Source organism: Formosa sp. A9 (assembly GCF_051200825.1).
In the GTDB taxonomy this organism is placed as follows: Bacteria; Bacteroidota; Bacteroidia; order Flavobacteriales; family Flavobacteriaceae; genus Formosa.
In genome coordinates, this window is record NZ_CP195158.1 from 1,541,980 (window position 1) to 1,564,394 (window position 22,415).

A 22,415-nucleotide genomic window follows, 5' to 3' on the forward strand; every position below is an offset into this window, starting at 1 on the left:
CCAAAAAAGGGTATTTTTACTTTAAGGTATTGTTTTATAGTGTTTTAGTTTAGTGTTCTATATGTGTAAACTAAAATTAGGCTCAATATTAGAATGGCTTAGATGTTTCAATTGTATTATCGCTGTCAATGTCAATCATCTATTTATTTGGCCTATTATACACATCATTTGCCCCAATAAAAGCTTTAGCTTATATTTAGAAGCTAAATAACCTAACCTGACCGCTATTAATGTCCATTTCAAAATTCTCGTTTTTACAGGATAGCTACCCTGAATTATTCACTATTAGTGAGTTATCTGAAAAACTGCTTGCTATAGACCCAAGTTCTTCTATTAGTAAATCCAGATTGTTTTCTGAAAAACTATCGCAATTAGTGTGTGATTTTGAAGGATTAGAAGGCTTTGATGGCAAACAAGTAGAGCGCATTAATCAATTAAATTATAAAAATTATGTACCTGACGCTGTTTCCGATCTAATGCATACCATTCGGAAGTCAGGAAATAAAGCGTCGCATGATGGCACCGGAACAGACCAAGAAGCTTTATACATTTTAAAAAAATGCTTTCAGTTGGCCTGGTGGTTTTATGAAACCTATGAAAACGATTATGTAGCCGATAAAACCTATAAACTTCCAGAAGCCGAACAGCAGCCAGATATTGAGGCGTTAAACCAAGAACTGGATCGGCTTTCAAAAGAAGTGGTGAGCTATAAAGAAAAAATAGCCCAACTAAATGCTAGCGCATCAGTTATTCAAGAACGTAAAGAGCGTTCATATAATAGTTCCAGAAATATTGATAAGTCTGAAAAAGAAACCAGAGAACTTATCGATGAACAATTGCGACAAGCGGGTTGGATATGTGATACAGAAACCTATAATTATAAAAGCAACAAAACATTACCTGAAAAGGGGAAAAATATAGCTATTGCCGAATGGCCATGTGATGGCAAATGGGCCGATTACGCCTTATTTATAGGAACGAAACTTTATGGTATTGTTGAAGCCAAGAAATATGCTACCGATATTTCAACCGATTTACGACAGTCTAAAATATATGCTTCAAAGGTAGCTGAATCAGAATCGTGCGAATTACTTGGAGACTGGCAAGGCTATAAGGTCCCCTTTTTATTTTCGACCAATGGGCGTTCCTATTTGGAACAACTGAAAACTAAAAGTGGTATTTGGTTTTTAGATGTACGCAAAAACACAAACTTACCAGAAGCTTTACGTGGTTGGCATTCGCCTGAAGGTTTAGAAGAATTATATAAACGAGACATTCAAGAAGCCAATAAAAGGCTTTTAGAAAGTGATTACGAATACTTAAAAAATAAAAATGGTCTAGGATTGCGTTATTATCAAATCGATGCGATTAAGGCTATTGAAAGCAAAATACAAACACAACCAAACGATAAACGTTCGCTCCTGGTTATGGCCACTGGTACGGGTAAAACCAGAACCGTTTTAGGCTTGACGTATCGTTTTATAAAATCAGATCGTTTTAAACGTATCTTATTTTTAACTGATAGACGTCTGTTATCCAGACAAGCTTCAGCTAGTTTTAATGATACCCGAATTGAAAATCTGCAAACTTTTGCCGGGATTTATAAAATGGAAGATACATCGGTGTCAAACCCCGATCAAGAAACCCGATTGCATTTTGCAACCGTACAAAGCATGGTAAAGCGTCTGTTTTATTCAGAGAATCCTTTGCCTATTGATACTTACGATTGCATTATTATAGATGAAGCGCATAGGGGCTATAATTTGGATAAAGAACTTGATGAAGACGATTTATATTTCAGAGACGAACAAGATTATGTAAGTCAATATAAACGGGTTATTGAATATTTTGATGCCTATATTATCGGTTTAACAGCTACACCGGCCTTACATACTACCGAGATTTTCGGGAAACCTGTGCATAGCTATTCGTATCGAGAAGCAGTTATTGATGGGTATTTAATAGATCATGAGCCACCGTATTTAATTAAAACGAAATTAAGCGAAGAGGGTATTGTTTGGAAAAAAGGAGACAAGCCTAAAGCATATAACCCAGAAAACAATACCATAGAAGAGTTATCGGAGCTAGATGATGAATTGCATGTCGAAATCGAGCAATTCAATAAAATGGTAATTACCGAACCGTTTAATCGGGAAGTCATTAAACAATTAGTCAAAGTTATTGATCCTGAAGAGGACGAAAAAACCTTAATATTTGCAGTTCGTGATAGTCATGCCGATATGATTGTGGAAATTCTTAGAGAAGAATACGCCAATATTGGTTACGATGTTGCCCAGGGTACGATCGAAAAGATTACTGGTGATGTTTACGATCCAGAGGAATTAACCAAACGCTTTAAAAATGAAAAGTTCCCAACTATTGCGGTCACGGTCGATTTATTAACCACAGGTATTGATGTACCGCAAATAACCAATTTGGTATTTTTACGTCGTGTGCGATCCCGTATTCTATTTGAGCAAATGTTAGGGCGTGCCACCCGTTTGTGTGACGATATCCATAAAGAGTTTTTCAGAATATATGATGCGGTAAGAGTATATGAAGCCTTACAGGACTATACGCAAATGCAAACCGTGTCTAACCCGAGTATTAGTTTTACAAAGCTGGTCGAAGAACTCGATCATATTAACAAACCGGAACGAGCCGAAAAACAATTGCAACAAATCATTGCTAAAATACAGCGTAAAAAGCGAGCCTTAGAGGGCGATAGTCTAGAGGAGTTTAGTTATTATACTAACGGTAGCAGTCCAGAGGAGTTTATTGATATGTTAAAAACAGTTTCCGCAGGCGATGTCAAAAATGTGGTTGCCGATTATAGTAGTTTATGGCAATTTCTAGATAAAAAAGTATACCGACCAAAAGTACAATTGGTTTCTGATCATGCCGATGAATATCGCGGTATGGAACGCGGATACGGTAAAGCCGACAAACCCGAAGATTATATTGAAGGCTTTAAAACCTTTATTCAGGAGAACCGAAATACCATTGCCGCTATTAATATTTTGTGTACACGCCCTTCAGAGCTGGATCGCGCCTCCTTAAAAGAACTTCGCATGAAACTGGATGCTGAAGGTTACACCAATGTTGGATTGAACACGGCATGGAAACAAATGAAAAATGAAGATATCGCGGCCGATATTGTATCTTTTGTACGTACTATGGCTTTAGATGCCCATTTAGAAAGTCATGACGAACGCATTAAAAAAGCAGTAGATAAAATCCGTGATATGCAGGATTGGAATAAAATACAACTAAAATGGATTGATCGCTTTGAAGCGCAACTGCTCAAAGAGACCATTTTACAAATTCCAGACCTTAACGATGCCCCGTTTAATCGCGATGGGGGCTATAAACGATTGAATAAAATTTTTGATAATAAACTGGACGATATTATACGGTCATTAAATGAAAACCTATATTCGGCCTAAATTTTAAAACGAAACGATGAGTGCAGAAGAGATAGCAAATAAGCTATGGAATTTATGTAATGTATTACGCGACGATGGGGTAACCTATCACCAATATTTGAACGAGTTAACCTATATACTGTTTTTAAAACTTTCGGAAGTCAAAGACTTTGAAGAGCATATTCCTGAGGAATACCGTTGGCGTGATTTTGTAGACGAACACGACAATAACGAAGCCTTTGTGCGTTACCGTAAGTTTTTGGCCGAAGTAAGTAATGAAACGTCTAGCGAGAGCATTAAGGAAATCTATACCAATGCCTCGACCAGTTTACGCAAACCGGTTAACTTCAATACACTGGTGCAAGCCATTGATAAAATTGATTGGTACGAGCAGGATGACCGCGATGTAATGGGCGATATTTACGAGAGCCTGTTAGAGAAAAATGCTGGTGAAAAGAAAAGTGGTGCCGGACAGTATTTTACTCCAAGACCTTTAATTAATATCATGGTGGATTTGATGGTTCCTAAATTGGGCGAACGTTGGAACGATCCTGCGGCAGGAACTTTCGGGTTTATGATTTCGGCCGACAAATACCTACGTGATAAAACTGATAATTACTACAAGCTAAGCGATAAGGAACGTAAATTCCAGGAAGAAGAAGCGTTTAGCGGGGTAGAATTGGTAAGTGATGCCCACCGTTTGGCTTTGATGAATGCGCGTTTACACGGGATGGAAAGCAAAATTTATTTGGGCGATACCCTAACCGATTTTGGTAAAAGCCTTAAAAATTTTGATGGTGTATTAGCCAATCCACCGTTTGGAACTAAAAAAGGTGGTGAAAAACCCAGCAGAGACGATTTAACCTTTTTATCGAGCAATAAGCAGCTTAATTTTTTACAACATATTTACCGAAGTTTAAAAAAGAATGGCGAAGCCCGTGCAGCCGTAGTATTGCCTGATAACGTGTTGTTTGAAGATGGCGATGGCCAACGCATCCGTAAAGATTTAATGGATAAATGCAACCTGCATACCATTTTACGATTACCCACTGGTATCTTTTATGCGGCCGGTGTAAAAACCAATGTGCTCTTTTTTACACGAGGCAAAACCGAAACTAACAACACCCAAGGGGTTTGGTTTTACGACATGCGCACAAATACTCCAAACTATGGAAAACGTACCCCATTTACCGAAACCGCCTTTACCGACTTTGTAAAAGCTTATACAGGAGGTGTTACCGTTGAAACTGTAGAACAGGACTACGATGGCAGTATAGACCACGCCAAACGTTTAGCCATAAAAGACGAACGCTGGCAATACCTCTCCCGAGACACCATAGCTAAAAAGAATGATAGTTTAGACTTAGGGTTAATAGCTGATGATAGCATTAGTAATAGTGAGGATCTAGGCGAACCAGTAGACATTGCCAAAGAAGCTATGGCTGAACTTAAAAGTATAACGGCCCAATTACAAGCCATGATAACCGAGTTACAATAGTATGAGTTTACCGAAAAACTGGGTTGAAACTAGATTAGAAAATGTAATTTTCTATAAAAAAGGAAAGAAACCGAAAATTCTGAAAGACGAAGAATTTGACAATTCTTTGCCATATCTTGATATTAAAGCATTTGAGAAAGGAGAAATAAGAAGATATGCTGATAAAGCATCTTCTAATCTTATTGATGAAAATGATATAGGAATCGTATGGGACGGAGCAAGGAGCGGCTGGGTTTCTTATGGAAAATCAGGAGCTATAGGTTCAACAATTGCTAAGTTAACACCATTAAAAATTGAGAGTACTTTTTTATACAGGTTTCTTCAATCTAAATTTGAGTATTTAAATTCCAATACAAGAGGAACAGGGATACCTCATGTAGATCCACAAATTTTATGGAATTTGAAGTTTCCACTCCCACCACTCGCAGAGCAGGAGCGTATCGTTGCCAAGTTAGATGTCTTGTTTGGGCAGATTGATGTTATGAAACAAAGTCTGGAGCGCATCCCACAATTATTAGCCAATTTTAAACAACAAGTTCTAACCCTAGCGGTAACGGGTAAGTTGACTGAGGCTTGGCGTGAGGGAAAGGAGTTGAAGGATTGGGAAGAAACAAATATAGGAAGTTTATTTTCCGTTAAGACAGGAGCAACCCCTAAAAGAGGAGAACAAAAATATTATGATGGAGGAGATATTCCATGGCTTAAATCGGGCCAGGTTAAAAATGAATTAATTTATGAAGCAGAAGAATTTATCACTGACTTAGCTATAAAAGAAACAAATACGAAAGTATTTCCAATAGATACTTTATTAGTTGCAATGTATGGAGAAGGTAAAACAAGAGGTCAGGTTGGATGGATGAAAATTGAGGCTGCAACTAACCAAGCTATAGCTGCATTAGTAAATGAAAATTTAGATATTAGAACTAGGAGTTACACCTATTATTTTTGCTTGAGTCAATATAATGAGATTAGAGCGCAAGCGGAAGGAGGAAACCAACCTAATTTAAATTTGTCAAAGATAAAAAATTGGAAAATACAGTTGCCTCCTCTTCAAGAACAAAAAGAAATCGTTAACCGTGTAGAAAGCCTGTTTGCTAAAGCAGATGCTATAGAAGCCCAATACCAAAGCCTAAAAACTAAAATAGATAGTTTACCACAAGCCATTTTACATAAAGCCTTTAAAGGCGAGTTAGTGCCGCAATTACCAACAGATGGTGATGCTAAGGAGTTGTTGAAGGAGATTGAGAAGTTGAAGGCGGAGGCTAAACCTAAGAAAAAGAGTACTAAAAAGAAAACCTATACAAAAACCAAAACTTCAATACCTCAAGCGGCAGAACCTGATAGGGCTGGGTATGAGAATGATTTGAAAATTAAGTAGCCTTAATTAATTTAACAGAATCCTTTATGAAGAAAAAAGATCAAAAGAATAAAATTGATTACGATCGAATTAAAGAAATCGTAAACAAAGAGGTTAATGCAAAGGAGATAAAAAGAAAGGAAGCAGAGGCTAATAACTCTGAACTTTATGGATCTAATCTTATTTCGTCAAAAAGAATCGAAATAAAAGACTCAATGTTCTTTAGTTCGATAAAGAGATTTGAAGGCAAGACATATTATGTTATTAATGGTAATAAATTTAATAATCATTTATTTATTAGAGCTGTAGCATGCAAAAAACGGCCATAGTGAGCCACCTGCAGCGGATTAAAGTGAGCATAGTGCGGCGGATGAAATTGAGCCACCCACAGCGGATGAAACTGAGCCACTAAAAAAATCGATTCTATTTGTACGGCATTTTCGATCTTTTACCTAAAAAGATCATGGCCAATAAACAAATAGATATGCGTAAAATAAAACAGATATTTAAGCTTTACAGTGAGGGTGTCAGCAAGCGAAAAATAAGCCTCCAACTTGACATTTCACGTAATACCATCGATAAGTACATCGATTTCTTCAAACGATATGGGTTAACAGGCTATGAAGTGTCAGCCATGACCTTAGAAGAGTTGGACAGACTTTTTAAATCGGACCAAAAAACCAAACCCGAACAGCTTGTTATATTAGAAAAGTACTTTCCTTATTTTGATAAGGAGCTTCGCAAAACGGGCGTTACCAAAGAACTTTTATGGCAGGAATATTATGCCAAGCATCCTAATGGCTATAAACTATCCCAGTTCAGATACTGGTATCGAGAATGGAGCAAGGAAGTGTCGCCTGTAATGCATTTTACACACAAAGCCGGCGATAAATTATTTATAGATTTTACAGGAAAGAAACTCACCATAGTGGACAGGCACACAGGAGAAATCCAGGATTTAGAGGTTTTTGTGTGTGTTTTGGGCAGTAGCCAATATACTTATGTAGAAGCCTGTGAGAGCCAGAAGAAAGAAGACTTTATGGCTTGTGTAGAAAATGCACTTTGGTTTTATGGAGGCGTACCACAGGCTCTAGTGCCCGATAACCTTCGGGCAGCTGTTAATAAAAGTAGTCGCTATGAACCTAGAGTTAATGCAGATTTTGCAGATTTTGCAGAACATTACGACACTGCAGTATTACCTACAAGAGCCTACAAACCTCGTGATAAGGCCATTGTAGAGAATGCCGTTCGCATCATATATACCCGTGTATTTGCACCGCTCCGCCATCAAACCTTTCATAGTAAATCAGAGCTTAACAAGGCCATATTAGAGCAGCTTAAAAAGCATAATGCTATGTCTTTTAGAGGGCGCGAGTACTCCAGATATTCTTTGTTTGAAGAAATCGAAAAACAAGCCTTGAAACCCTTACCAGAAAAGCGCTATGAAATTAAGAGGCAGTCCAGAGCTACCGTTCATAAAAATAGCCATATATACTTTGGTAAAGACAAACACTATTATAGTGTGCCTTACCAACATATTGGCAAACGTGTTAAAGTTATATACTCTGAGAGTGTCATTGAGATCTACCATCAAAATGAACTGTTGACCTTTCATGCAAGGGCGCCTAAGAAATACGGGTATACGACCACCAAGGAACATATGCCCTCACACCATCGCTTTGTTAGTGAATGGAGCAGTGAAAAATTTATCGATTGGGCAGGCCACATAGGAGTACATTGCCAAACCATGATTATTAAAATCCTGAACAAAAAACAACATCCAGAACAGTCCTATAAATCCTGTTTAGGTATACTTCACTTAGCCAAAAAAGTGGGAAAACAGCGCTTAGATAATGCTTGTAGACGTGCTTTGGATTATGACTCTTATAATTATAATATGATAGAAAACATACTAAAAAAAGGATGGGACAAACTAGATGAAACCATAGAGGAACCCGTTGATATCCCCAACCATAATAACATTAGAGGCAGTCACTATTATAAATAAAATTAGATTATGAATACAAAAACATTAGAACAAATGAAGCAACTAAGGCTCTTTGGTATGCATAGAGCCTTTGAAAATAGTTTAACGCCCGAGAGCATTAACTACACCAGCGACGAACTCGTAGCATATCTTACCCAATCTGAATGGGACGATCGTCAAAACCGTAAAATAGAACGCTTAACAAAATCGGCTTACTTTAGGTACAGTGCCGTCATGGAAGCTATAGACTATGATCCGTCAAGAGCACTCGATAAAAACCAGATCCAACGTTTTTCTTGTTGTGATTTTATTAAAAATAAACAAAATATCCTTATAACTGGAAGTACTGGTGCCGGTAAAAGCTATATGGCCTCTGCTATAGGACATCAAGCGTGTTCTCTAGGCTACAAGGTTGTGTATTATAATACCAATAAACTGTTTACCTTATTAAAAACCGCTAAGGCAGATGGTTCCTATTTAAAACAGATTAGTAAACTAGAAAAACAAGATCTTTTAATTTTAGACGACTTTGGTCTTAGAGCTCTGGATAATATGAACCGTCATGCATTAATGGAAATTATTGAAGACCGCCATGGTAAACACAGTACCATTATTGCCTCGCAATTACCTGTGGAAGCCTGGCATGAACTGATAGGAGAACACACCATTGCAGATGCCATTTTAGACAGGCTTGTACACACAGCTCATCGTATTGATATTAAAGGAGAATCTATGCGTAAAAAATTAAAAAAATAACACTAAATTTAAACACAAATGAATCGATTTTGAGCACTTAGTTTACTATGCTCAGTTTGACCCGCCGAGGGTGGCTCACTTTGTCCGCCCCATCCAGTAGCAAGATATATCATTTTTGAAAATGTTGATTTTTCAAAAACATATTTTGAAAACTCCTATTTAAGAGACTGTAAGTTTATTAGATGTAACTTTGAAGGTGCTAAATTTACGGGATGTAATTTACAGGGATCCTATTTTGATAACTGTACTTTTGATTATGTAAATTTTGAAAAAACGTTTGTAGATGATGAAATTTTTGAGTGTGCTCCTAAACAAGATAACTTGAAATATAAATTTTCTAGATCTTTAAAGCTAAACTATGCATCGGTTGGAGACTATATTAAAGCTTCAAAAGCAGTGACAATAGAACTTGAAGCTACGAAAAGTCACTTGAAGGATAGTTGGCTATCAGGTGATCAATATTATAAAACTAAATATGGTGGACCAAAAAGAACAGTAGAGCAATTTTGGAAATGGTTTAAAGTAAGTCTTCTTGATTTTGTATGGGGTAATGGAGAAAGTTTGTGGCGATTGGTTCGCTTTAATTTAATAATTTTTTCCTTATTAACTTTATATGATATTTTTAAAAAATCAGTATCACAGTTAAATGTTTTAGAAATTTTTGAAGTTTTCCTTATTAAGGTTCCTAGTAATTATTTTGGAATAATAATTAAGCAAGGAGATCAAAACTATTTTGAATATTATCCAAATTGGTTATCCCTACTTCTAGTAATAACAAGGTTAGTATGTTTTGGGCTTTTAATGTCCATCATTATAAAAAAATACAATAGACGATGAAACATATTTATGTTTTTGGGTCTATTGTTAGAGGTGAAATAGATCAATATTCTGATACTGATTTATTGTTAATAACTGATGAGCAAATTAAAAATATAGATATAAATAAATATTCTGTATACACATCAAATAGGATTAATGAATTGTATAAGGAGGGCAATCCCTTTGCTTGGCATTTATATTATGAATCTAAATTAGTATACTCGTCAAATGATAAGGATTTTTTAAGTGAATTAGGTAAGCCTGCTAAATATTTAAATTGTAAATCTGATTTATTGAAATTTAAAAAATTGTTCGATGATAGTAAAATTTCGATTAAAGAAGATAATTTTTCTACGGTTTTTGATCTTTCAATGATTTTTTTAGCAATAAGAAATTTTGCTACATGTTACACTCTTGGATGTTATGAAACACCAATTTTTAGTAGATTAACATTTGAAAAATTATCTGATTACCCGTTAAAATTGGATAATGAAATAAAAGATATATTAATGATGTCAAGAATTAGTTCAACAAGAGGAGTTAATTATACTTTAGAAGATGAATCCTTAATTTTGTTAGATTTAAATTTGGATAAAATTGAAAGTTGGTTTAATGAAATATTAGATAATTATGAGAGCAGAATTCAATAGTAGAGTGGATTTACAAAGAGAAGTAATTAAAATAGTAAATCAAAATAATTTTAAAACTGGATTAAATGGACTTTCCAGGCCAGCAATAGAAAGTTGGATTTTAAGCAATAATATTTCTAATGTTATATTAAAGAAATGTCTTGTTAGAATATCTGAAAAGCTATTCTTTATAGCAAATAAAAGCCAAGACCAAATAACAGAGGAGTATAAGAGCTTGCAAAATAGTGTAAGAAGAGATATGAAAGTACTAAAAAAAATGGTCTCAGAATAAATTATGAGACCACAAACCATACAAATATTTTTACCAGACGGCTCACCAACCAGTATTCGTGAAGCAGAATTAACCAACAGGTTAGTTAAAGCCATTATGTTTCCAAGAAATAAAATGCAGGAAGTCGCTAAACGCGATATGGTGCATTATACGGGTGTTTATTTTTTGTTTGGTAACACCGAAGATGGCGCGAAACCATTAGTCTACATAGGTGAAGGGGAAGATTGTTTTAAACGCATACAATCGCATAACCGTAATAAAGACTTTTGGACGCACTGTGTTATTATTTCAACCAAAACAGACGAATACACCAAAACAGATGGAAAATATCTCGAGTATCATAGTTTGGTTAAAGCTAAAGACATTGGCAGATATGTAATAGAAAATGATGGCGGATCTAATAAGCCATCAATTTCAGAAAGTAGAGAATTTGACTTGCTGGATAACTTTGAAACAGCTAAAATGCTTTTAGCAACCCTAGGGTATCCTATTTTTGAAGAAAAAAGAAAAAAAGACTCTAAAAAGGAGTTGTTTTATTGTAAAGGAAAAGATGCTTATGCTTTAGGCGAATACACCGAAGACGGTATGTTAGTTTATAAAGGTGGTAAATGTACTTTAATAGAAACACCAACCGCTGGTCCGTGGGTAATAAATAGAAGACAAAAGCTTATACAGGATCACGTTTTGGTTAAAGAGGATGGGATGTATATTTTTCAAGAAGATTATATTTTCGATTCTGTTTCTTCAGCCGCTGCAACTGTTTTAGCAAGAAGAGCGAACGGTTGGAGAGAGTGGAAGAATAAAGACGGTAAAACTTTGGATGAGTTGAAAAGGAAATAAATAACTTCCTATAAAATACTAGAATACATTTTGATAGAATTGAGCAAGGCAAAATAAATTTAACCTTGCTCAAAATTACTCTTAGTGAATTTAAAGAATTATTGATTCAAAGCTAAGCCCAAACTATTTGTCTATTTTTCAAAAAAAAATGACTTCTACAATTTTTTGTTCTCCATATTGACGGAGAAATCGAAAAATTAGAACCATCAATAAAAACAAACCAACAAGGATTAGCATCATCAATCAAATTAAGCATGATATTTTCATTACAACCACAAGGGCATTTTAATAATGCATACCAATAATCATTTAATTCTTCCTTTCCCTCTATGTACAATACCTTATTCTTTGGCTCTTGAGGTAATTCAGGAACAATAACTAATTTATATTCACCTTTTTTTTTATTAAAAAGACATAAAAACCAATTAAACAACTTCTCCACTAACATATAACTTTAAATTTGGTTCAAAATCACCTACTCCAATAGATTCTGAGTGTAACTCATCTTCTGTATCACCTACGTAATAAGAGTTAAAATCCCAATCAGTTAAATTAACTACTGTATGTGAATATTTAGAATTGTCTCCATAACGAAAAGGATGAATTCTCCCAAGCATATCATTTACAGCTATAGAAGAACAAAATGAATTAACACTAATAACAGCTGGACTTTCTACATCTGCATTATCAAAATATGCTTGTCTATTCTTATACTCTTCTTCGGAAAGTCTCTTTAAGCTTTCAGCTGTTAACTGTTCTTGATTATATACCCCTCTTTCTAATAAAGTTTTACTATTAGGATAAACATAATGAATATTACCTACAATAGAATCAATACCTCCATTTCCATCTGCAACTAATTTTACTCCTATATCACTAATAGGAACGAGATAATAAGTTGAAATCAAATTAAGATAATGCCTGCCTTCAACAGAATCCATACAACCAAATATATAATCACAACTGGCAAATTCATCCATTGCATTCCGACTTTCCTGAATTAAACAGGAATAAGTAATAACTTCAGTTCCTAAATTTACCTTTTCAATATGCTCTTTAATAACATCAACTTTTAATCTTTTTAAATCCGCATCTGAGGCCTTTGACATAACTATTCTGTTCAAATTTTCATGTCCCATTACATCAGGATCAGCAATTACTAATTTACCAACTCCCAATCGATACAACATTTGAATAACGGGGCTTCCAGTACCAGAACAACCAACAACACCTATTTTCATCTTTTTAAGATTATATATAGTTTCTGAACCAAACGTTTGCGCATTTCGTTTAAAAGCTTTCTCTATAGCATCCAAACTATTAGAATGAGAAAACAGCTTAACATTTTCACCTATTACTGAAATTTTATCAATTTCAGTAAAACTTAAATTTGATTTTATTTCCCTTCCTTTCATAGTACCATTAGGGTACATTATCATACTGGCATGAGGCAAATCTTTATCTAACCAACCATAAACGGAATCAAAAAACGACCTATCCGAATTATCATCCAAAACTGAAAAATCTGAATTATCAACAAAGTGAGAATGTATTTTAACAACACCTAACCCTTTTGATAATGCTTTATCTAAAACGTGCTCAACGTTAATAGTCTCCCATGAAACAGAATTTTCTGTTCTTAAACATTTATCATATGGCATTAAATAAATTTCATGTATCAATAAAAAATCATTACCATCATGATTTAATCTTCCACATAATGCAAATGCAAGAGCTTCCAAACCATCTCCTCCATGAAGATGGTTTTTCAACTCTTGATGCATTTTTTCAGTCATTTTAACATGCATCATAACAACAACTTTTAACGTTTATTAAATTCTGCATTTAAACAACTTAACATTAAATCAAGATGAGATTCAATATTATCAATTTTAGGATTCCATCTATTTGCCGCTATCCTATGTCTTGACCAGCGTTGGTAGATTTTACCTTCAATTGATTGACTACTTAGAGCCCTGATCATTTTACCATCTACCCTATTTAAAGCAGGGCTAAAATAAATCATATCAAGTTGAGATGTTGGATAATGCGGAGGTATAAGAATAGCCGCATCGGTTTTTTTAACATTATAACCATCAGGGATATTAAAATCCCTAATAATTAACCAGTTTAAGTTTCCACTTCTAATAAAGTCAACTGAATTACCGATAGAGGCTAAATAATAAATATCATCTTTAGGTAATTCAAAATTGGTTTTATCAATAAAACCTTCTATACAATCCAAAGCTTCATAAACAAATCGCTCTACACCACATTTCGTCAAATCAATTTTTTGCTCTGGTTGAACAATTTCTTTACCCTTTTTTGTAAACATCCTTAATCTATGTTTATTAGGGTCCTTGTTAACTAGCTTTAAAATTTCCTCCCGAGTAACCTCCTCTTGCCTAACTGTAAACTTATCTCCATTTATTTTAATTAAATACTGATAGGTAATTACAGGTTTAACACCTTTACAAAAACAATCTTCTAAATCAATAGTTTCTTGTTTGTAGGGTAAAATTATAAAGCGTTCGATACCACATTCAGTTAAATCAACCACAACTAAAGGTCCTATTTCTAATTTCCCCTTTTTTGTAACCATTCTTATAAAATGCGTATCGGGACTTGTCCCTGCAAGGTTATGCAAATCATTACCTGTAATGGTTTGATTTTCTATTGAGTATTCAGTTTCATTTATATGAATAATATATTCATAAGCTAGAGCTGGCACCATGCCGCTACAATAGCAATCTTTCAAATGGGTTTTCTTTTCCATTTTATAATAGTATTTTATTTAAAAAAAATAATGCCCTGTCCTTAAATCAATCCAACAAATTTGGGCTTAACACTCCATATTGATGAAGGCTAATATGCTAGATATTGAATAATAGTAATAATGCCTTATAAATTTTTAAAAGGTTAATATTTTCGGACAGAAAACTTTGATTTGGAAAATTAGAGAAGAAACTGTATCTTTGTACTCACCACAAGATAAAGAATTACTCGGGACGCAAACCCTTGTATGTTCTAAAATAAAATTCAAATCAGGTAGTTTTCTGCCTGATTTTTTTGTTTTCAGATTTCCTGAACTTGGAATCAAAGATACAAAAAAATCTTAAACTCAAAAGCACAATATTACCAATTAGGTTAAAAATTAAAAATTACTTATTAACAATTAAGTTAAAACTGGGAAATAATTTTGCGTAATTTACTCAAAAGGTTATATTTACATTAAATTTGTCAATTAATAAATTTTATTTTACGAACCTAAATAACAGGCAATTAAACTACCTGATTATAGATTATTATTATCAGTTAGACTCTTCCTATGGCAAAAAACAAACGTAAATTTGAATCCCCTGGTCAAGCATTAAAATTCTATTTAACTGAAAATGGATGGACTCAAGATGACTTAGCACATATTTTAACTATTTCATTAAAACACACGAATGAAATAATTAAAGATAAGAAGTCAATTTCTATTGATACTGCTATTCTATTGAGTAAAGTATTTGAAATGGATGCTTATGAGTGGATGGTTTTGGATACTACTTTCCAACTATCAAAAAAGAATGCTCAGAAAAAAGAAGAAAAAGAGGAATTAGTAGAAAGGCAAGTTGAAGTTTACAAATATCTACCTATAAACGAGCTCTTGAAAAAAGGCTGGTTAAAGCCTTACAACAAAATTGATGATTTGAATAATCAATTGCGTGCTTTTTTTGGTGTTCCAAAAAACAAACCTTTAGACTTTTCAACACTTAAACTTAATAATGTAGCTATTGAATATAGAAAATCGGACGCCTATAAAGAAAGTGCCAATGAAATAAACGCCAAGGCTTGGTATCAAATGGCACTTAATCATTCGAAAAAAATTAAAGTGGAAAAATATAATGAAAAGGGATTAATAGAATTAACTAATAATTTACACAATTATACCATAATTAAAGATGGTATTAAATTGTTTATGAATGATTTAAGTAAAGTTGGAGTGAAATTTGTCTTCCTATCTCACTTATCTAAAACATATTTAGATGGAGCTGCCTTTTATGCAGATAATAACCCGGTTGTAACTTTAACTGGCAGATATGATAGAGTGGATAATTTCTGGTTCACTTTGGCTCATGAAGTTTCTCACATACTACTTCATCTTCCTAAAAATAAAGATAATGACACAATATTTATGGATGATTCCACAAGTGCTATGACTTCGAAAAAAGAAAAAGAAGCTAATCAAATGGCAGAAAAAATACTTCTGCAAGATAAAATATTAGATTTTTTTGAACAATATATTGGCTATATTACAGAAGAAAAAGTACATGAATTTTCATCTATCTATAACATACATCCGTCAATTGTTGTTGGAATATTAGCATTTAACAAGAAAGTGTCTTATTCTACATTACACCGATTTAAAGAATCTGTAAGAGATAAAATACCCAATAAATACAGAGCAGAAGCATTTTAATCAAAACATTCTAAAATCCGGAAAATTACCAATTACAGTAATTCTACGGGTTTTTTAATTTTATCATTACACTTACTCAAGATGTCGTTTTAATATAAAAACAACATCTTTTTTAGTTTTAAAATAGCCTTATCAAACCCGATTTTTACATAGTGCGGTGAAAAAAACAATAATAACCGCAAATAATGCGTCGAATAATTTGTATATTCACCGTATTATTCGAATAAAATGGCAACGTACATACATCATCTTAAAGCTTGGCCTCATTTTAGTTGGGATGAACAAGCCTTTTTAACCCTATTAGGGGAGGTTAGACATTTACAAGGTAAACTTATAGGTAAGGTAGAACTATTAGGTTTTGAATTAAAAGACGAGGCTAATTTAGAAACCTTAATACAAGATGTTGTGCAAAGTTCTGAAATTGAAGGGGAAATTTTAAATCCAATACAGGTTCGCTCCTCAATTGCTACCCGGTTGGGGCTGGAAAACTCTGGAATAGTACATCAAGATAGACATGTCGATGGTATTGTTGAAATGATGCTGGATGCTACTCAAAATAATAATAAAAGTTTAAATGAAGAACGTTTGTATGGCTGGCATGCTGCTTTATTTCCAACTGGTAGAAGCGGAATGTATAAAATAGAAGTTGGAAAATGGCGAACAGGAGCAATGCAGGTGGTTTCTGGAGGTATGGGGAGAGAAGTGGTGCATTATGAAGCCCCAAAAGCAGCACGCATGGATAAAGAAATGGAAACTTTTATAAATTGGTTTAATACGGAATCGAAGCTGGATCCTATGCTGAAAGCAGCAATTGCGCATTTATGGTTCGTAACAATACATCCTTTTGATGATGGTAATGGGCGTATAGCAAGAGCAATTGCAGATATGCAACTCTCAAAGGCTGATGGCGTAAACCAAAGATTTTATAGTATGTCTGCCGAAATCAAAAATCAACGAAAATCGTATTACAAAATTTTAGAACAAACCCAAAAAGGTGATCTTGATATAACAGAATGGATCATTTGGTTTTTAGAGTGTTTAAAACAATCCATTTTCTCTTCTAGTGAGATTATAGATAAAGTTGTCCGAAAACATCAATTTTGGGTTGAAAATGTAGGGTCAATAATTAATAATAGACAGCAGAAAATATTAAATATGCTCCTTGATAATTTTAAAGGTAATTTAACAACTTCTAAATGGGCTAAATTAACTAAAACATCTCAAGATACCGCATTAAGGGATATAACAGATTTGCTCAAAAAAAATATATTAAAGAAAGCAGATACGGGAGGTCGTAGTACACATTATCTTTTAAAATAGTTTAGAGAGAATTAAACTTTATCCAAAAGTGTTAGATTATTTATTTAAAAGTTGATAACGCGATCTAAGGCATCATCTGCTTTTTTGTCGACAAATTTTATTAAAACTAAAAATATTTGCTTTATACCTGAATGGAAAATAAATCGAAAAATTAGATTAATAAGGTCAATTTAAAAGTCATAAGATTACTTTTGTAGGTTTATTTTTGATTAAAAATAGCTACATACTTATCGTTATCCATAGTTATAGCACTTTGAATTGTGTTTTCTTGGTTTTAAGCCTTAAGGACAGTGGTACTTAACATTACTGTTAGGAGCAATAAATTGTTACAAAGACTTTTTATAATATGGGTTTGATAGTTGTTATTGAATCGCAATGAAAACCAAAATAAATAGAATTGACAAAATGAGGCTTTCATTAAAGTGATTTAAAGGTTGGTAGTGGATTGTTTTTCGTTTATGATTATAGAGTTTTTTTATGTTAGTGCGGTATGTTGCACTATTTATTGCATTCTGATAAATTTGAATCAAAACATACTAAAAAGTGCTTTATTTTGCACTTTTTAGTATAAATGTGAGAAATATCCTTATATTTGTAATTAAAAGAGCCATATAATGCACTTTGAAAGGTTAGTAGAAATAATAAAAAAACGGAGAGAAACACTTCAAGTCACTCAGGAAATGTTAGCTGATATTTCTGGAGTTGGACTTCGTACATTGAAGGCCTTCGAGAGTGGAAAAGGAAATCCTACCGCAGAAACATTAACCAAGCTGGCTAATGCTTTGGGATTGGAACTTACTTTTAAGGTTAAATTAAAAGAATAGTAAATGAGAGAAGGAGGGGTGTTTTATAAAAATGAGTTAGCAGGTAAAATAAGGCAATTAGATAACGGTAGTTTTGTTTTTCGCTATGAAGATGGTTGGTTTTTAAATACAGATAAACCCGCTATAAGCCTAACTTTGCCTAAGAAAAAACAAGAATATCATTCAGAGTTTCTTTTTCCTTTCTTTTATAATATGCTTCCAGAAGGGAGAAATAAACAAGTGGTTTGTTTTAATTTAAGGATTGACCCCAACGATTATTTTGGGTTATTACTTTCAGTCGCTAATAATGATACCATAGGAGCTGTAAAAGTTAAAAGAGAGAGTTAAATGAATTTACCAGAAATACAATATTGCCCAGGTACTTTAAAGCATGGGTATTCGGCATATAGTAATTTAACGTTAAGGCAACTTTTTAATGGAAAAAAGGTAAGCCCTATTATTTCTTATAATTCACCAACAAGTCATGTTGATACAGAATTATTTAGCGACAATCAAATGCAGATGTCTATTTCTGGAGTACAAGAGAAATTTTCTGTAGTATTGGATAAAAATGTAATACGTTTAACCAAGGAAAATGAACAAGGCACGTATATTTTAAAGCCTATACCCAATGTGGGTAAGAACCCTGATCAAATGCCAGCCAACGAACATTTAACGATGCAGATTGCGTCTCAGGTGTTTGGAATAGAAACGGCTAGCAACGCTTTAATGTTTTTCAAAAATGGAGAGCCTGTATATTTAACTAAGCGTTTTGATGTAAAGGAAAATGGAGAAAAATTGGCACAAGAGGATTTTGCCTCTTTAGCAGGCAGGACTCCTCAAACCCATACCGAGAATTATAAATATCTAGGGAATTATTTAGAGCTATTTCAGATTCTTAAAACCAATGTTCCTGCATACCAAATAGAGGCCATTAAATTGTTTAGGCTTATACTCTTTAATTATTTAGTAAGTAATGGTGATGCTCATTTTAAAAATTTCTCATTGATAGAGACACCTCTTGGAGATTTTAAATTAAGTCCTGCTTATGATCTATTAAATAGTAGAATTCATATTGATGATAGGGATTTTGCACTTGAGGATGGACTGCTGCCTTCTAATTTGAACAGTGGAAAAGTTAAAGAACAATTTTTTAAACTTGGTGAATTATCGGGTATTGCGGATAAGCAAATTTTAAAAGTATTTGAAAGTATGACAAGTCACCAAGATAAAGTTCTAAAATTAATAGAGGCTTCTTATTTAATTGATAAATTGAAACGTAATTATAAACAAGCTTATCGAAAAAGACTTAAAAAGCTGCTGAGAGAGTAGTGGACTTTCAAGAAAAAAATATTGAAAATATTTGATTGATTTTGACCCGTATTACGACTTATTATCCAGAAATTAGAAAAAATATTGACAGTCTTAAAAAATAGTTTGAAAATTTGTCCCCCATTTGTATCTCAAAGGCTGTAAATCCCTATTAATTAAGCAAAGTTACTTCCTGTATCGGAAAGTAATCCAAATTCTTTACCATTCTTAAAAAAAAACACATTATCGAAATTATAGACCTTATATCGATTGCTTATATCTAGAGCACGCTTAGTTTTATAAAACATTTATATTTACTAGGTAATTGCTATTAATCCATGCCGAAACATCGCATATCTTTCAACATTTCGGAACGAAAGATTTTATTGCGCATTGCCGATATCTTTATGGTATTGGTTGTGCTATTTGCTTTAAGTTCTTGTTTTGATTTCGAATATTTTACGATTACCAATAAAAACTGGTCTTGGGTTTTTGTTTTGGTGCTTTATATAACTGTTTTTGGAACTGTATTCGAAATTTACGACTTACGTAAATCCAGTGCTTTCGAATCTACTTTACCTAATGTTTTTATGACCGCAATGGTAGTGGTTGGCTTTTATTTGTTAACACCTTATTTTACACCTTTTTTACCAGAAAAACGTATTCAAATCCTCTTCTTCTTTTTAGGAATTTTAGGGGGAATTTTACTATGGCGAGTAGCTTATATCACGCTAATTTCTAGTCCGCGGTTTTACAAGCATGTATTGCTGGTAGGTGAACCAGAGCATATCGACGAGATAGTATCTTCATTTAAAGCAGTAGATCCTAATTATAATATAGTAGGGTTTATTAATTGTAATCCGAAACACCCAACCACGCCGCAATTGGCAGTTTCATACCTGTCATCAGATCTTAGCTATATTATTGAACAACAAAATGTGTCCGAAATTATAGTGGCTACGTATAATTCGGAACTCATTACGCCAACTTTGTACCAAGAGCTTATGGGCTTGTTAGAGCAAGGGTTTCCTATAAAAGAATATACCCAGGCTTTTGAAGACATGACCTACCGGATTCCCGTACACTATTTAGGTAAGGATTTTTATAAATATTTTCCGTTTAGCCGAAACAATCAAAATAAACTGTATTTGTTACAGCGTTGGATTTTTGATGTGCTTTTCGCCTTGGCAGGCTGTGTATTAGGAATTTTAGTGCTGCCTTTAGTGCTTGTAGGAAATTTTTTAGGTAATCGTGGTCCCTTATTTTATAAACAAGAACGCGTGGGGCGACACGGACAATTATTTTCTATAATCAAATTTAGAACCATGATTGTGAATGCCGAAGCCCAAGGTGCTGTTTGGGCTACTAAAAACGATAAACGGATTACTGCTTTTGGTAAATTTTTAAGACTTAGTCGATTAGATGAAATTCCGCAATGTATTAATATTTTAAAAGGTGATATGAGTTTGATAGGGCCACGCCCAGAACGCCCTAAATTTGTAAAAGAATTGGCCGAAGTTATTCCGTTTTACGAAGCCCGACACATGATAAAACCAGGTATTACTGGTTGGGCGCAAGTTAAAGTAAGGTACGGGGAAACGGTTGCCGATAGCCTTCTAAAGCTTCAATACGATTTGTTTTATATAAAACATCGCAGTTTTTTTATAGACCTTAATATTATGGTAAAAACAGTTACTGCCGTTATCTTTTTTAGGGGGCAGTAGTAGTTTAGCATTAATTCATTGGTCTCAGTCGTTAGTTGAAACTATGCACTTTTAGTGCAGGACTGTCTGTTTCTATAAATATCTTTCCGCCACGAATGCACTAATATTTGACATAGTTTTTATAGAAATATTGATGTATTTGTGGTTAAAACGAACACAAATAATCGGACTTTCAGTCTGTTTTTAAACCTATGGACTTGAAGTCCATAGTGGTTTAATTCAAATTAAATTGACTTTTTAGTACGATCCTTTTATAACGACATCTAACATAGACATGATGACGTAGAGCAAAATGATACACGGAATCGCAGCAAATTTTAATACAATTAGCAGTACAATACTCAGTAAAATGAAGATGTAACGTGTGGCATTCGATTTAAAATCCCAAGTTTTAAACTTTAAGGCAAATAATACAATTGGGGCATTTAATAAAATGGTACTTACTATAGTTAAGGCTATCAAAACCCCTTTGTTTAAAATGATGGAATTCATGATATCGCTATGCTGTAATTCTAAAATAAGAGGAAGCGATAAAATTAAAAGCGCGTTAGCAGGTGTAGGTAAACCTTTAAAATAGTTTTGTTGTTCGTCGTCTAAATTAAATTTTGCCAAACGGTATGCAGACGATAAAGTAATGCAAAATCCAATTATAGGTAATATCGAGGGCATAATGGCTTCACCACTAAAAAAGGCATTCCAGGCGCCTTCTTCTGTGGTTAATTCTGGTTTGCTTATGGTTAAATTTAATAATTTATACATTACAATACCAGGTACCAAACCACTGGTAACCATATCGGCAAGAGAGTCTAATTGTAAACCTAATTCCGAAGATACTTTTAATGCACGTGCTGCAAAGCCATCAAAGAAATCGAAGAAAATACCGCCAAAAACAAACACAGCTGCAGCAATAAAATGATTATGAACGGCAAAAACTACCGCTATACATCCGCAAAATAAATTTAGTAGAGTAAGTGCATTCGGCACATGGTTTTTTATAGACATACACAGTTAGTTTATGTAAAAATACTAAAGAATTATGGTCTAAAACAAACACTAATTTAAAAATAACACAATATGCAGCCAAATTTTAAGTTAGATAAGGAAGATTACATACATCTATATGAAGCATACCAAGGCGAGTAGTAAATAAAGTTTTTACACCGTTAAAATAATCTGCATATTTGTAAAA

General features: G+C 33.7%; 20 protein-coding genes and 1 pseudogene. 17 read left to right on the forward strand and 4 right to left on the reverse strand.

Features of this window, described 5'->3' with window-relative positions:
- Nucleotides 1–230 precede the first annotated feature (230 nt).
- From hsdR to ACR9EA_RS07015, 11 genes and pseudogenes are all read left to right on the forward strand, one after another.
- Entirely contained in the window at nucleotides 231–3,446 is a 3,216-nt protein-coding gene (hsdR, locus tag ACR9EA_RS06965) for a type I restriction-modification system endonuclease (protein ID WP_435139078.1), read from the forward strand.
- A 16-nt stretch (nucleotides 3,447–3,462) separates the two neighbouring features.
- Entirely contained in the window at nucleotides 3,463–4,923 is a 1,461-nt protein-coding gene (locus ACR9EA_RS06970; RefSeq protein ID WP_435139080.1) for a type I restriction-modification system subunit M, read from the forward strand.
- 1 nt (nucleotide 4,924) lies between these two features.
- Entirely contained in the window at nucleotides 4,925–6,301 is a 1,377-nt protein-coding gene (locus ACR9EA_RS06975; RefSeq protein WP_435139082.1) for a restriction endonuclease subunit S, read from the forward strand.
- Between the two features lie 26 nt (nucleotides 6,302–6,327).
- Nucleotides 6,328–6,609 (forward strand): hypothetical protein, encoded by a 282-nt coding sequence (locus tag ACR9EA_RS06980; protein WP_435139084.1) that lies wholly within the window; start codon nucleotides 6,328–6,330, stop codon nucleotides 6,607–6,609.
- Nucleotides 6,610–6,743: 134 nt separating this feature from the next.
- On the forward strand, nucleotides 6,744–8,288 hold the full coding sequence (gene istA / locus ACR9EA_RS06985; RefSeq protein WP_435134522.1) for an IS21 family transposase: 1,545 nt from the start codon (nucleotides 6,744–6,746) through the stop codon (nucleotides 8,286–8,288).
- 9 nt (nucleotides 8,289–8,297) lie between these two features.
- Entirely contained in the window at nucleotides 8,298–9,023 is a 726-nt protein-coding gene (gene istB / locus ACR9EA_RS06990; RefSeq protein WP_435134525.1) for an IS21-like element helper ATPase IstB, read from the forward strand.
- 111 nt (nucleotides 9,024–9,134) lie between these two features.
- Nucleotides 9,135–9,296: pseudogene (locus tag ACR9EA_RS06995) on the forward strand (pentapeptide repeat-containing protein); the annotation flags it as partial.
- Between the two features lie 48 nt (nucleotides 9,297–9,344).
- Nucleotides 9,345–9,860 (forward strand): hypothetical protein, encoded by a 516-nt coding sequence (locus tag ACR9EA_RS07000; protein WP_435139086.1) that lies wholly within the window; start codon nucleotides 9,345–9,347, stop codon nucleotides 9,858–9,860.
- A complete protein-coding gene (locus tag ACR9EA_RS07005; protein ID WP_435139088.1) occupies nucleotides 9,857–10,492 on the forward strand; it encodes a nucleotidyltransferase domain-containing protein in 636 nt (211 codons plus the stop codon). Before ACR9EA_RS07000 ends, ACR9EA_RS07005 begins: the two co-directional genes overlap by 4 nt.
- The gene (locus tag ACR9EA_RS07010; RefSeq protein ID WP_435139090.1) at nucleotides 10,473–10,763 is read left to right on the forward strand and encodes a hypothetical protein; all 291 of its coding nucleotides are present in this window, start codon (nucleotides 10,473–10,475) and stop codon (nucleotides 10,761–10,763) included. Before ACR9EA_RS07005 ends, ACR9EA_RS07010 begins: the two co-directional genes overlap by 20 nt.
- A gap of 3 nt (nucleotides 10,764–10,766) precedes the next feature.
- Nucleotides 10,767–11,603, forward strand: a complete 837-nt coding sequence (locus ACR9EA_RS07015; protein WP_435139092.1) for a GIY-YIG nuclease family protein — start codon at nucleotides 10,767–10,769, stop codon at nucleotides 11,601–11,603.
- A gap of 112 nt (nucleotides 11,604–11,715) precedes the next feature.
- Here the strand turns inward: ACR9EA_RS07015 and ACR9EA_RS07020 are convergent, their stop codons facing one another.
- From ACR9EA_RS07020 to ACR9EA_RS07030, 3 genes are read right to left on the reverse strand one after another with little or no spacing between them, the layout of a single operon-like run.
- On the reverse strand, nucleotides 11,716–12,051 hold the full coding sequence (locus tag ACR9EA_RS07020; RefSeq protein ID WP_435139094.1) for a DUF6527 family protein: 336 nt from the start codon (nucleotides 12,049–12,051) through the stop codon (nucleotides 11,716–11,718).
- On the reverse strand, nucleotides 12,029–13,414 hold the full coding sequence (locus ACR9EA_RS07025; RefSeq protein ID WP_435139096.1) for a HesA/MoeB/ThiF family protein: 1,386 nt from the start codon (nucleotides 13,412–13,414) through the stop codon (nucleotides 12,029–12,031). The genes ACR9EA_RS07020 and ACR9EA_RS07025 overlap by 23 nt, the downstream gene beginning before the upstream one ends.
- Before the next feature lie 11 nt (nucleotides 13,415–13,425).
- Entirely contained in the window at nucleotides 13,426–14,379 is a 954-nt protein-coding gene (locus ACR9EA_RS07030) for a multiubiquitin domain-containing protein (RefSeq protein WP_435139098.1), read from the reverse strand.
- A gap of 552 nt (nucleotides 14,380–14,931) precedes the next feature.
- On the opposite strand from ACR9EA_RS07030, the gene ACR9EA_RS07035 reads away from it, so the two are divergent.
- The 6 genes from ACR9EA_RS07035 to ACR9EA_RS07060 all read left to right on the forward strand — a co-directional run bounded on the left by ACR9EA_RS07035 (nucleotide 14,932) and on the right by ACR9EA_RS07060 (nucleotide 21,226).
- Nucleotides 14,932–16,068: an ImmA/IrrE family metallo-endopeptidase gene (locus tag ACR9EA_RS07035; RefSeq protein WP_435139100.1), complete on the forward strand. Its 1,137-nt coding sequence runs from the start codon at nucleotides 14,932–14,934 to the stop codon at nucleotides 16,066–16,068.
- Between the two features lie 228 nt (nucleotides 16,069–16,296).
- Nucleotides 16,297–17,388: a Fic family protein gene (locus tag ACR9EA_RS07040; RefSeq protein ID WP_435139102.1), complete on the forward strand. Its 1,092-nt coding sequence runs from the start codon at nucleotides 16,297–16,299 to the stop codon at nucleotides 17,386–17,388.
- Between the two features lie 614 nt (nucleotides 17,389–18,002).
- Nucleotides 18,003–18,212: a helix-turn-helix domain-containing protein gene (locus tag ACR9EA_RS07045; RefSeq protein WP_435139104.1), complete on the forward strand. Its 210-nt coding sequence runs from the start codon at nucleotides 18,003–18,005 to the stop codon at nucleotides 18,210–18,212.
- A gap of 3 nt (nucleotides 18,213–18,215) precedes the next feature.
- The gene (locus ACR9EA_RS07050; RefSeq protein ID WP_435139106.1) at nucleotides 18,216–18,539 is read left to right on the forward strand and encodes a HipA N-terminal domain-containing protein; all 324 of its coding nucleotides are present in this window, start codon (nucleotides 18,216–18,218) and stop codon (nucleotides 18,537–18,539) included.
- Nucleotides 18,540–19,523 carry a type II toxin-antitoxin system HipA family toxin gene (locus ACR9EA_RS07055; protein ID WP_435139108.1) on the forward strand — a complete coding sequence of 328 codons (984 nt, stop codon included), beginning with the start codon at nucleotides 18,540–18,542 and terminating at the stop codon, nucleotides 19,521–19,523.
- 317 nt (nucleotides 19,524–19,840) lie between these two features.
- A complete protein-coding gene (locus ACR9EA_RS07060; protein WP_435139110.1) occupies nucleotides 19,841–21,226 on the forward strand; it encodes a sugar transferase in 1,386 nt (461 codons plus the stop codon).
- A gap of 237 nt (nucleotides 21,227–21,463) precedes the next feature.
- On the opposite strand, the gene ACR9EA_RS07065 is transcribed toward ACR9EA_RS07060, so the two are convergent.
- Nucleotides 21,464–22,222, reverse strand: a complete 759-nt coding sequence (locus tag ACR9EA_RS07065) for a CDP-alcohol phosphatidyltransferase family protein (protein WP_435139843.1) — start codon at nucleotides 22,220–22,222, stop codon at nucleotides 21,464–21,466.
- Nucleotides 22,223–22,415 lie beyond the last annotated feature (193 nt).